Consider the following 12,740-nt stretch of genomic DNA (forward strand, 5'->3'; position numbering starts at 1 on the left):
ATATTTATTGCACAAAAAAAGTCACCGATAGCTTTAGTGAATCCAGAGCGACATGCTGTACTGGATTTACTACGTTCACAACGACAATTTATTTGCTACGAATTAAAAAATCAGTCACAGAACCTGTGTCTAATCTTATTTTTTCTCTTTCAACAAATCACGGATTTCTGTCAAAAGAACCTCAGCGGGAGTCAATTTAGGCTCTTGGTTTTCTTCCTTTTTCCGTAACAAGTTGATAAATTTTACTGCTATAAAAATAGAAAATGCGATGAGGGTAAAATCGATGATGGTTTGTAAAAATGCTCCCCATTTAATCACCGCATGACCGACAGTCAGCGACTCACCAGCAATATTAATGCCGCCAATGATCAAACCAATGAATGGCATAATTATCCCATCAACCAGAGATGATATAATCTTACCAAAAGCGGCACCAATAACCACCGCAACGGCTAAATCAACCACATTGCCACGCATGGCAAATTCTTTAAACTCCTTTAGAAAACTCATTTTATTCTCCTCCTTGAATAGATGTTCCTTTTCTCCTAATCAGGAGATTTAAAGCTCTCATTATCCTGAACACAATGAAGGTTCTGTAAAACCAGACACCGTTCCGCGTTCAGGGGTTCTATTATTTCATTCAGAATGACGTTCGCAATTATATTGGCTATGAATCAGCTACCATTGCTCTGATTTCCTTTATTTTTGCATCCAGATCTTCAGGAACAACACCTCCGCCTTGAGCCATATCATCACGACCACCACCTTTGCCACAAAGATGTCTAACTAACATAGCGGCAGAAGGAGCTTTTCCTATAATGTTTTTGCTAACACCAGCGATTACATTCATTTTACTTTGATCTACTGCAAATAATACGATTATTGCAGACTCCAATGAAGATTTAAGTTGATCCAGAGTGGTGCGCATGGTTTGACTGTCCATGCCATCCAATCGTTTGATTAATAGATTAATCCCATTAATCTGTTCCACGTCACCAAGCATATCCGCACCTGATTTCTGCGCTTTTTCACTGAGCAATTTTGCAATTTCCTTTTCTTGCTTTTTACTGTCCTGAATTAATTGCGACACTTTCTCTGGCAAACTCCCAGTTGTGGTTTTTAACTGTGAAGCAAGGTCATTTAAAAGAGCCTGTTGTTCATTAACCCAGGTCAGAGCGAAACGGCCTGTAACCAGCTCAATACGTCGGACACCACTGGCAACTCCATATTCTGCAATAATCTTGAATAGCCCTATATCTCCTGTTCGACGCGCGTGCGTTCCGCCGCACAACTCTTTGGAAAACTCGCCCATAGATAAAACACGCACAGCTTCGGCATATTTTTCTCCAAACAAGGCGACAGCACCACTTCGTTTTGCCGTGTCTATGTCCATAACCTGAGTCACGACTTCATTGTTCGCCCGAATTTGATCGTTTACCAATAATTCAATTTGTTCAATTTGTAAAGGAGTCAAAGCCTCAAAATGAGAAAAATCAAATCGCGCTCTTTCCGCATCAACTAATGATCCTTTTTGTTGAACATGTTGGCCAACAACTGTTTTTAAAGCGGCATGCAATAAATGAGTTGCCGTATGATTCAATCGTATTGCATCTCGTCGTTGCACATTAATCTGAGCATCAACTGCTTGGTTCAATGCCAAGACACCCGCCTCAACTTCGCCATAGTGCACTATAGCCTGTCCCACTTTCTGGGTATCATCGACACGAAATTTAAAATCTTTTCCACTCAAATAGCCTGTATCACCAACCTGACCACCGCTTTCAGCATAAAACGGCGTTCTATCCAAAACAACGGCTCCTTGAACACCGTGACTCAGGCTGTTCACCTCTGCCCCATCCTGAAGCAACGCAATAATGGTTCCCTTCATGGTTTCGTGTTCGTATCCATGAAATTCTGACTGATGATCCAGTTGAGTACTGGCATGATAATCTACGGTAAATTGACTCGCGGCCTGTGATTGTTCTCGTTGTTGTTGCATCAAGTGATTGAAGCCATCCATATCAACTTCCAAACCATGCTCACGCGCAATATCGGCAGTAAGATCTACAGGAAATCCATAGGTGTCATATAATTTAAATGCTACCTGACCTGACACTTGTTTACCCTTAATCGTCTGCATTTGTTCTTGCAATAGCCTTAATCCTTGTTCGAGAGTTCGAGCAAATTGATTTTCTTCCTGAAGCAGAATTTTTTCTATGTGTACCTTGGAGGTTACTAATTCGGGATAAGCGTCACCCATCACATCAATTAATGGCTGCACTAATTGAGAAAAAAACGGGGTCGGTAAACCCAGTTTATTACCATGACGAACCGCTCTGCGAATAATTCGTCTTAAGACATATCCTCGCCCTTCATTGCCGGGAACCACGCCATCGGCAATTAAAAAAGAACAGGAACGGATATGATCTGCAATCACTTTTAATGAAGTATGATTGATGTTGATATCAATACCCAATTTAGCAATGGCATGAATCAGGTATTGAAAACTATCAATTTCATAGTTGCTATGAACACCCTGCACAACTGCTGCCAGCCTCTCCAATCCCATGCCGGTGTCTACTGAAGGTTTCGGTAATGGATGCAGAATCCCGTCTTTATCCCGGTTAAACTGCATGAAGACCAGATTCCAGATCTCTATGTATCGGTCACCATCCTCCTCGGGACTTCCTGGTGGTCCACCAGCAATGTCTGGGCCGTGATCATAAAATATTTCCGTGCATGGGCCACAGGGTCCGGTATCACCCATAGACCAAAAATTATCTTTTTCTCCACAACGGGAAAACCGTTCGGCAGAAACACCCATTTCTTTTAACCAGATGTCTTCCGCCTCCTGATCATCCTTATAAACGGTAATCCACAAACGTTCTGCCGGTAATCGCAAAACTTGAGTTAAAAAATCCCAGGCAAATTTAATCGCTTCTCGTTTAAAGTAATCACCAAAACTAAAATTGCCTAACATTTCAAAAAAAGTATGATGACGCGCCGTGTAGCCTACGTTCTCCAAATCATTGTGTTTGCCGCCAGCCCGAACACAACGCTGCGCACTCACTGCTCGCTGATAGGCTCGGGTTTCAAGCCCTAAAAATAAATCTTTAAATTGCACCATTCCTGCATTGGTAAATAACAGCGTAGGATCATTAGCGGGTATTAATGAGCTTGACTCAACCAAGTGATGACCATGTTGTGCAAAATAATCAAAGAATGCCTTTCTAATTTCAGAACTTTTCATTTTCTACGACTTACCATTTAAGTTAATTGAATTATCTCTATTGAATCACGTTCATTTGACGCATGAAGACACCCTTTACTGTCGAAAAAGGACGCATCAAAAATTACTTTAACTCGTTTACGACCGTGGCAATAACATCCATCCCAAACCCACGATAAAGCAAAAAGCGTTTTAGTCTCTGTTGTTCGCTAAAATCCAAATCCGTACGTCCCTTACATTTTTTTTCCCAAACTGCCAGAGCATAAGTGCTCCAATTATCTCGCTCTTTAGCTAATTCAGAGTGTATGAGGTCCCGATCCACTCCTTTGCTTGCTAATTCCTGCATGATTTTTAATGGACCATATCCCTGACGAATTCGTAGACGTATAAACTCTTCTACAAAACGAACATCATTTTGTAAACCAAGTCGTTTGCAAGCATCCAGAGCATCATTAATTTCAGCTGAATCAAAATCCTTTTGTTCCAGCTTTTTATACAGTTCCATAGCACCATGTTCACGCCTGCTGAGCAGGCGTATGGCACTATCAAATGCTTTAGTCATCAATGCTCTCAAAACTGTCTTCAGTCGCAGTAGCTAACATCGGCAGATTTTTTTCTAACAATTCAGAACGAATTTGTTGCTCAAGAACAGCAGCAATCTGAGGATTATCCTTCAAATACAACCGGACATTCTCTTTGCCCTGACCAATTTTTTCTTGTTTATAGCTGTACCAGGCTCCTGATTTTTCAATCAGATTCAATTGAACACCCAGATTGATAATTTCACTTTCACGAGAGATACCTTCGTTGTATAAAATATCAAATTCAGTCATTTTAAAAGGCGGAGCAACTTTATTTTTAACTACTTTAACCCGTGTTTCACTGCCTAATATTTCTTCGCCTTTTTTAATTGAACCGATTCTTCGAATATCCAGACGAACCGAAGCATAAAACTTCAATGCATTACCGCCAGTTGTTGTTTCTGGGCTGCCGAACATGACGCCAATTTTCATACGAATCTGGTTAATAAAAATAACCAAAGTGTTAGAACGTTTAATGTTGGCTGTTAGTTTACGCAAAGCCTGCGACATTAATCGAGCCTGTAAACCGACATGTGCATCACCCATTTCACCTTCAATTTCAGCTTTCGGTGTCAAAGCAGCAACCGAGTCAATAATGACCACATCAACCGCTGCAGAGCGAACCAGCATATCGGTAATTTCCAAAGCCTGCTCTCCGGTATCCGGTTGAGAGACCAATAACTCATCCACGTTGACACCCAGTTTTTGCGCATAACTAGGATCTAATGCGTGCTCGGCATCAATAAACGCGGCAGTTCCGCCCATTTTTTGGCATTCAGCAATCACCTGAAGAGTTAACGTTGTTTTACCCGATGATTCCGGACCATAAATTTCAACGATACGCCCTTTAGGCAAACCACCAATTCCCAAGGCGATGTCCAAACCCAATGAGCCTGTTGAAATAGCTTCAATATCACGGGATACAGTACTGTCTCCCATACGCATTACAGAACCTTTGCCAAATTGACGTTCAATTTGCAACAAGGCGGCAGATAATGCTTTTTGTTTATTCTCTTCCATAATTCATTCCAAGTAGTAGTGTGCAAGGACAAAATTATCACACAGATATGTGCGGCCGGCAAACTGATTCATCATGTCCGTGCTGCTATTTCCTGCCAAGCGATAACTAAAAATTGAAACCGGTGCCAATTTGATAAATGAAAGGGTACTGAAGCCAGAATATTACTATTGATTCGGTTTAAGGTTTAATAAGAGAGAGAACGCCTAGCAAAGCCTGTCGACAAGCAGCTTCACGTATTTCATGCCGGGTTCCGGCAAACTGCATTTTCAAAGTTAATGGATTTGAATGATGCATCGCCCAGCCAAAACATACAGTTCCAACAGGCTTCTCAATACTGCCGCCATCCGGCCCGGCAATGCCAGTGACCGATAAAGCAACATGGCCAGCACTATGTCGCAAAGCGCCAACCGCCATAGAAGAAGCAACTTCCTCACTGACCGCGCCATACTGGACCAACAACTCTTCAGGAACAGCTAACAGTTCCTGTTTGGCCAAATTACTATAGGTAACAAAGCCTCGTTCAAACCACATTGAACTGCCGGGGATTTCAGTCAGATAAGCGGCGATTAAACCACCAGTACATGATTCAGCAGTAACCATCTGTCGTGCTGAGTTCTTTAAGTGAGAAGCAATTTCGTTAATTAATGCATTAAGGTCATTCATGTCTGAATCCTGCTAAAGAAAAAACCCCATAAATAGTTTATGGGGTTTCTTAAGGCACCAAAAAAGTTAAAACTCTTATTGGCTTTGACCTTCAGTAGCAGGTTGTGCAGTACCGGTGTCAGTTTTTCCTGCATCGTCACCTTTAGTTTGTGTTTGGTCAACAGTAGTATCTGTTTTACCATCAGTTGGTTTAGAAGCACCATTATCACCACAAGCAGTTAACAGTACTGCTAAAAATCCAGTTGCAGCTATCATAGCTAAACGATTCATTACCATTCTCCCTATTAGATTTAGATTTTATATAAAATCACTTTAATTCTAGCAAATATTCGCATTAAGTGAAGGACTTATCCTTAATCTATGAAAATTTATATTTTATTCATGGCGCATAATGCTCTGTTAAGGAGCAGAAATCTCTTTACTGACTTACAACCACAGTTTTGTTAAAATCGCGGCATTCTTATTTTGATACGCTTTCATGACCACATCACACACGCCAATGATGCAACAATATTTACGCATCAAATCAGACTACCCAGACATGCTGCTGTTTTACCGAATGGGTGATTTTTATGAGTTATTTTTTGATGATGCCAAACGAGCGGCTCACTTACTGGATCTTACCCTAACTCATAGAGGCCAATCTGCAGGAAAACCTATTCCTATGGCGGGACTTCCATATCATGCAGTCGAAGGCTATCTGGCCAGACTGTTAAAAAAAGGCGAATCAGTAGCCATATGCGAACAGGTTGGTGATCCAGCCACCAGTAAAGGCCCCGTAGAGAGGCAAGTGACACGAATTATTACACCCGGTACAGTAACCGATGAAGCGCTTCTGGATGCCAAGAAAGACAATCTGCTGTTAGCACTGCATCAGCACAAGCATAAAACAGGTTTGGCATGGGTAGACTTAAGCAGTGGCCGCTTTCATTTACTGGAATTAATTGAAGAATCGCACTTGAGTGCAGAACTTAATCGATTACAACCCGCCGAAATCCTCGTTGAGGAATCATCGAAACTATACGATTACTGCAGCGAATTTACAGTTAAAAGACGACCGGGTTGGGAATTCAGTTCTGATAGCGCACTGCAACAAGTACGTGAACAATTCTCGGTAACGGATCTGACTGCATTTGGCGAACAAGAACACCCTACCGCTTTAATTGCCGCAGGCGCTTTGCTCGCTTACTTAAAAACAACACAAAAGCAAGCCTTACCCCACCTTACCTCAATGATACTGGAACATTCCCACGATTATCTGCAACTTGACGCAGCCACACAAAAACACTTGGAGCTCATTGAGAATGTTCATGGTGGCAATAATCATACACTGTTGTCCGTTTTAGATCATACAGCCTGTTCCATGGGAAGCCGCTTGTTGAAAAGATGGCTTGGCCGACCTTTAAAGCAGCACAGCCTTATTCAATCCCGCCAACAGAGTATTAAAGAAATTATAAACGCAGAACAGATTGCCTTAATCCATCCTATTCTAAAGCACTGCTGTGATGTTGAGCGTATCGTATCCCGTATTGCGTTAAAATCGGCGCGTCCACGGGATTTGGTAGCCTTACGAAACACCTTGGCATTGCTTCCTGAACTGAAAGAAGCACTAAAAGACAACGAATCACCATTGATCAATCAATTAAAAATACAGATCAGCCCTTTACCCATACTGCACGAGTTATTGATTGCTGCGATAATAGATAATCCGCCCGTGTTAATTCGAGATGGAGGAGTGATTGCCCCAGGATTTGATGAAGAACTGGATGAATTGCAATCCTTAAGTACTCATGCAAACGAAAAATTAATTCATCTGGAGCAAGCGGAAAAACAGCGCACGGGTCTTTCCACACTAAAATTCGGATTTAATAATGTCCAGGGCTACTACATCGAACTCTCAAAAGCACAAGCAGAAAAAGCACCTACTGAGTACTTGAGAAAACAAACATTAAAAAATGTAGAACGCTACATTACTCCCGAGCTCAAAGTGTTTGAAGAAAAAGTTCTCACTGCCCAGGTCAAAGCTTTAGCCCGGGAAAAATGGCTCTATGACAATTTACTGGTAGAGATACAGGAATACCTTAACGAATTAACAACGCTTGCACAGGCGCTTGCTGAACTCGATGTTCTGTTCACTCTGGCAGAACGGGCGCAAAGTTTAAATTGGAACTGCCCTGAACTGGTAGAGGCCTCAGGGATCACCATTGAATCCGGTCGCCATCCCGTCATAGAACAGCTTGTTCCAGATCAGTATATTGCCAATAGCGTCTCACTCAATCCCAAGCACAATATGCTGCTCATCACCGGCCCGAACATGGGGGGCAAATCAACCTACATGCGCCAAACCGCATTAATCGTGCTGTTAGCGCACATTGGAAGTTTTGTACCCGCAGATAAGGCAATACTGGGACCTATTGACCGAATTTTTACACGTATCGGTTCAAGTGATGACCTGGCCTCAGGGCGCTCAACCTTTATGGTAGAAATGACTGAAACAGCTCATATTTTAAGACAGGCTACTCATGAAAGTCTGGTTCTTATTGATGAGATTGGGCGTGGAACCAGTACTTATGATGGTATGGCTTTGGCTTACGCATGCTGTGCATATCTTGCAACAACGCTGAAAGCATATACCCTGTTCTCAACTCATTATTTCGAATTGACCCGTTTACCAGAAGAATGGCCTTGCATACGCAATGTGCATTTGAAAGCTTCTCTGGACACAGGACGAATTATCTTTCTTTATAAAGTAGAAGAAGGCGCCACTGATCGCAGCTACGGACTGGAAGTAGCCGCTCTTGCCGGCATCCCCTCAGAGGTGCTCCACCTCGCTAATCATCATTTAAACCATATTCAGGAAAACAAACCACAATCAACCACGGCATCGCCAATCATCGTACCGAAACGATCACCTGTTTTAGACAAACTGGCACGCATTGATCCCGACAGATTGTCGGCGAGGGAAGCGCTGGATCTGATCTATCAATTAAAAGAACTAGAGGCAGTGGATGCGACATTTTAGTATTGCTGCCATATGAAAAAATTAGCATTTCTCATTCTTTTTATGATTTGTTTTCCCGTTTTGGCTGAGAACACCAAACCACCTGCGTTTAAAATAAATGGAGTTACAGGAAAGGTTCTTGCCAATGTGGAACAACGCTTAAAAGAACTGCAAGAAGTGAAACCTCTAAACGAACTTAACCCGGATGAGTTACAAATACAGATTATAAAAGCCCTACAACCTTATGGGTATTTCAAAGCTGAAGTCAATGTAGTGTCTCAAAGCAATCGGAACTTGATTATTACTATCCAACCAGGACCTCAGGTTCGTATTGCCTCAATTCATGTTGCGCTTCTGGGAGAAGGTCGTCAAAATCCTTTGCTGCTCAAAACTCTAAGGGAATTACCCATAAAAAAAGGGGATCCTTTATTTAGTGAACGCTACGATCAAGCAAAACAAAGCCTGTTGAATACGGCTGAAAATCTCGGTTATCTGCACGGCTCCTTCCAAAAATCAGAAGTCTTGATTGATGAACAAACGAATACTGCCCGAATTACCCTGATATTTGATACCGAATCGTTGTATTATTTTGGTCAGGTACAATTTGATCCGACCTACATCCGTCCTGAATTGCTTCATCGTTTTGTGCCATTTCAACCCGGCCAAGCTTATTCAACCGATCTTATCCTTAAATTAAACGATAATCTTTCAAACAGTGGGTACTTCAGTTCTGTATTGGTTAAACCTCAGATTAGTGAAAGTGAAACGGTACCAGTGCTTGTTCATTTGCAGCCTGTTTCAAAGTATTCCTATTCAATTGGAGCGGGATATGGCACAGATACGGGTGTTCGTGGACGGGCAGCGCTGCACGTCATTCCTGTTAATCGTAAAGGACATAAATTTAATGCGCTGGCTCAGGGTTCCTTTACCCAAAATGCTCTTCAAGCCCAGTATGTTGTTCCAGGATCAAATCCTGTGGCTGATCAATACAGCCTGACCGGTAACTTTTCCAATCTCAATTACAATACCGGCTACAGTAATGCCTTTCTTTTATCGCTTGGCCAATTACATAATGGAGAACATTTCCAGCGTTCATTGTCATTAAACGGGCTTTATGAAAGCTTTCATTATACATTGCAACCAACAACGAATCAGTTTCTTTTATATCCCAAAGCAACCTTTACTTTCACAAAAACAAAAGATCTATTATTCTCACCGTCTGGTTACAACATCAGTGTTAATGCCCTTGGCGCCAATAAACTCACACTCTCCAATCTTGATTTTGGTCAGCTAATATTAGATGCTAAAGCAGCACTCATGATAGATTCTATGCGATTACGTCTCTATGGACACACGATACAGGGAATCACCGCAACCCCAAATATTAATCAACTTCCTTTGTCCCTGGCAATGCTTCTGGGGGGAACAGACAATTTAAAAGCATATAGTTTTAACTCTATAGGTCCAGGGAGAATTAGTACTTATGCCGGTTTCGAAATTCAAAAAGAAACCTATAAAAACTGGTATCTGCTTGGTTTCTATGATGCCGGAAATGTCTACAATCCTGCACCCCGGACAATGTTATATGATGTGGGAGTAGGTTTAATGTGGGTATCGCCAATCGGCCCGATTAAAGTCGGCTTAGCTCAATCGGTCAACAATCAATTACAAAGATTAGGCACCAATCCTCGTTTAGTCATTAATATGGGGCCGGATTTATGATCCAATTTCTTAAAAAATTAGTGTATTTCTGCCTTATCCTGATCATCTGTTTGATTGCAGTACTCTCATTTTTCCTGACGACCACTCCTGGCTTATATACGGTAATCAGATTAAGTTCTTTATTTATGCCAGGAACCCTGAAAGTACATCACATTAAAGGGCGATTATTGAATCAATTTTCAATGGATCAATTGGATTATCATCACAACGCAACACACATCAAAATAAATCAGTTGCAGATCAAATGGCATCTAAGCTCATTGATTCACCCTCAAGTGCAATTGAAGGAATTAAAAGCGAAGTCTATAGAACTGAATGATGGTATCAACCTGGAGATGCTCACGATCACTGGCGCATTAATGCAACAGAAGATAACAATAGACTCACTCAAATTTAATTATCTTAAAGACACAGTTTATGGTCATATAAAGCTTGCTCTTGAGGCACCCTATGCCCTTTCAGGCTCCATCTCATTAAATCAAAACAACTCAAACCAGGCAGAGATTCATGGGACCCTAGGTTTTGGTGGAGACAGTACTCAATTGCGATGGACTGGAGAGATTCAAGGTCCTGCGTTATTGTCTGTCAGTGGAAGCCTGAACAACTTGTCAGAAATAGATCAGATCATTAAATGGCGCAATGGCTCATGGCCAGTATCTGAAGACAATCGGATTTACAGTCCAGAAGGAAGATTAAAAATTTCAGGAACGTTACCCGATATTAATATCGAGCTAAAATCCAAAGTGAACCAAAATCACCAAAATAATTGGCAGATTAACTCAACCATAAAAGGCACCCTACCGCTGAAATGGAACTTTAATGCCTCGATCTCTCAAACACAGTCTCCTGAATCTAAAGCAGAAGGAGTTCATTCAAATCTGAGCATTACAGGTGAACTTTACGATATCAACACAGGAGTTATGTCTCTTACCGTTGCACCCGGTCATTACCAAATGGCAAAAGACAGCCCTCTGCCAATTCTTAAATTTGCAGGAGGCACAGTAAACGTATCGCTGACTCCAAAGGCATTATCGGGTAAAGGAACGTTAAAAATTGATTCCAATACACAAATGAATCTGAAGTTTAATCTACCTGGGTTTAAACTGAATAATGGCATGCCTGATACACAACCTATATCCGCTGATCTCACCTTATTAGTGAATTCGTTTGATTTTTTAAAGTCGTTAAGCTCCGACATAACTAATCCCAAAGGACACTTATCTGCCTCACTAAAAGCAAAGGGAACGCTCAATAAACTACTGTTTGAAAGTACCCTTAAATTAACTAAAGCCAGTGTCTCCATTCCCAAATTAGGCCTTAATCTAAACCCTGTAGAAATCACAGTCCTGGCTAAAAAGAAAAAGTGGGAAGCCAATGGAACAATCCACTCGTCCAACAAAAAGCTTGTGCTCAAAGGACAAGGGGCTATTAGCCCCAAACCAGAGGGTGAGCTGAATCTGCAAGGCGCAGACTTCCCTATACTCAACACCAAAGAATATCAGATCAATATCTCACCACAGCTTAAATTATCCGCCTCACCAGATCATGTGGCTCTGGCAGGAACTGTCCTCATACCCTATGCCCAAATAAAACCCCAATCCTTTACCAATAGCCAGACTGTTTCTGATGACATTGTCTTTACAACCCAACAGGAAAAACAACCACCGGCGCCAATGAATACCAGCATAGACATTAAAGTCGAAATGGGGGAACAAGTTGAGCTAACGTTTAAGGGACTTCATGCTACCTTAGCAGGCGCAGTTAACTTGAAACAACTTCCACAAGGACCAATGACCGCCAATGGCGAATTGAACGTAACCCAGGGCGAATATAAAGCCTATGGGCAGGATTTAGCTATTGAACAGGGTGAACTCATTTTCACCGGTGGTCGACTGGATAATCCGGGTATTAATCTTAGAGCCGCAAAAAAAATCGATACGACATCGTCCTCAATCACTAGCTCAAACAAACTTTTTGATTTTAATAATAATAATTTGCAAAATGCGAACTTGCGCGGCAATATCAGCGTAGGAGTTGAGGTCACAGGCCGCTTGAACTCGCCTAAAATTCAGCTATTTTCTAATCCATCAATCCTGTCGCAAGCGGATATATTGTCCATGCTGGTTTTAGGCCGTCCTGCCAGTCAGGCCAACAAAGCAGGAGGACAATTATTATTAGCAGCCATCTCTTCTATGAATCTGGGGACAGGAACTAATGGAGCACAGCTCCTTGATCAATTAAAACAAAATCTGGGCTTTGATCTTAATGTACAAACCAATAGCAATTTTAATCTGGTTACCAATCAGGTCAGCGACAACACAGCTCTGGTCGTGGGTAAAGCCCTGTCCAAAAGGATGTATTTGAGTTATAACGTAGGTCTATCTCAAGCCGATCCTAATGTGTTAACACTTAAATATTTACTTAATAAATTTTTAAGTATCCAGGTGAGTAGCAGCGATGCGGGCAATGGCATAGATTTTTTATACACCTCAAATAAATAATTAATAATCTGAATTGCAGATA

9 protein-coding genes are annotated in these 12,740 nt (G+C 41.6%); 3 read left to right on the plus strand and 6 right to left on the minus strand.

Annotated features, from left to right (window positions below; genetic code table 11):
• Positions 1–135 precede the first annotated feature (135 nt).
• The 6 genes from mscL to G543_RS0101915 form a co-directional block, all read right to left on the minus strand.
• Complete coding sequence (gene mscL / locus G543_RS0101890; protein WP_028383023.1) at positions 136–510, minus strand: large-conductance mechanosensitive channel protein MscL; 375 nt, start codon at positions 508–510, stop codon at positions 136–138.
• Positions 511–667: 157 nt separating this feature from the next.
• Positions 668–3,250 carry an alanine--tRNA ligase gene (alaS, locus tag G543_RS0101895; RefSeq protein ID WP_028383024.1) on the minus strand — a complete coding sequence of 861 codons (2,583 nt, stop codon included), beginning with the start codon at positions 3,248–3,250 and terminating at the stop codon, positions 668–670.
• A gap of 103 nt (positions 3,251–3,353) precedes the next feature.
• A complete protein-coding gene (recX, locus tag G543_RS0101900) occupies positions 3,354–3,791 on the minus strand; it encodes a recombination regulator RecX (RefSeq protein ID WP_028383025.1) in 438 nt (145 codons plus the stop codon).
• Positions 3,784–4,830 (minus strand): recombinase RecA, encoded by a 1,047-nt coding sequence (gene recA, locus G543_RS0101905; RefSeq protein WP_028383026.1) that lies wholly within the window; start codon positions 4,828–4,830, stop codon positions 3,784–3,786. Before recA ends, recX begins: the two co-directional genes overlap by 8 nt.
• Positions 4,831–5,008: 178 nt before the next feature.
• Positions 5,009–5,494, minus strand: a complete 486-nt coding sequence (locus G543_RS0101910) for a CinA family protein (protein ID WP_028383027.1) — start codon at positions 5,492–5,494, stop codon at positions 5,009–5,011.
• A gap of 75 nt (positions 5,495–5,569) precedes the next feature.
• Positions 5,570–5,764, minus strand: coding sequence for a hypothetical protein (locus G543_RS0101915; protein WP_028383028.1), 195 nt, complete (start codon positions 5,762–5,764; stop codon positions 5,570–5,572).
• 208 nt (positions 5,765–5,972) lie between these two features.
• Between G543_RS0101915 and mutS the strand changes: the two genes are divergently transcribed.
• The 3 genes from mutS to G543_RS0101930 are packed head-to-tail and all read left to right on the plus strand — an operon-like array spanning position 5,973 to position 12,718.
• Positions 5,973–8,516 carry a DNA mismatch repair protein MutS gene (gene mutS / locus G543_RS0101920; protein WP_028383029.1) on the plus strand — a complete coding sequence of 848 codons (2,544 nt, stop codon included), beginning with the start codon at positions 5,973–5,975 and terminating at the stop codon, positions 8,514–8,516.
• A gap of 12 nt (positions 8,517–8,528) precedes the next feature.
• Complete coding sequence (locus G543_RS0101925; RefSeq protein ID WP_028383030.1) at positions 8,529–10,217, plus strand: autotransporter assembly complex protein TamA; 1,689 nt, start codon at positions 8,529–8,531, stop codon at positions 10,215–10,217.
• Positions 10,214–12,718, plus strand: a complete 2,505-nt coding sequence (locus tag G543_RS0101930) for a translocation/assembly module TamB domain-containing protein (RefSeq protein ID WP_028383031.1) — start codon at positions 10,214–10,216, stop codon at positions 12,716–12,718. Before G543_RS0101925 ends, G543_RS0101930 begins: the two co-directional genes overlap by 4 nt.
• Positions 12,719–12,740: the final 22 nt, after the last annotated feature.

It is taken from the genome of Legionella moravica DSM 19234 (assembly GCF_000423305.1).
Classification (GTDB): domain Bacteria; phylum Pseudomonadota; class Gammaproteobacteria; order Legionellales; family Legionellaceae; genus Legionella; species Legionella moravica.

Coding starts and splice junctions, on each gene's coding strand:
- mscL (WP_028383023.1), bottom strand. CDS start 510: ATGAGTTTTCTAAAGGAGTTTAAAGAATTTGCCATGCGTGGCAATGTG.
- alaS (WP_028383024.1), bottom strand. CDS start 3,250: ATGAAAAGTTCTGAAATTAGAAAGGCATTCTTTGATTATTTTGCACAA.
- recX (WP_028383025.1), bottom strand. CDS start 3,791: ATGACTAAAGCATTTGATAGTGCCATACGCCTGCTCAGCAGGCGTGAA.
- recA (WP_028383026.1), bottom strand. CDS start 4,830: ATGGAAGAGAATAAACAAAAAGCATTATCTGCCGCCTTGTTGCAAATT.
- G543_RS0101910 (WP_028383027.1), bottom strand. CDS start 5,494: ATGAATGACCTTAATGCATTAATTAACGAAATTGCTTCTCACTTAAAG.
- G543_RS0101915 (WP_028383028.1), bottom strand. CDS start 5,764: ATGAATCGTTTAGCTATGATAGCTGCAACTGGATTTTTAGCAGTACTG.
- mutS (WP_028383029.1), top strand. CDS start 5,973: ATGACCACATCACACACGCCAATGATGCAACAATATTTACGCATCAAA.
- G543_RS0101925 (WP_028383030.1), top strand. CDS start 8,529: ATGAAAAAATTAGCATTTCTCATTCTTTTTATGATTTGTTTTCCCGTT.
- G543_RS0101930 (WP_028383031.1), top strand. CDS start 10,214: ATGATCCAATTTCTTAAAAAATTAGTGTATTTCTGCCTTATCCTGATC.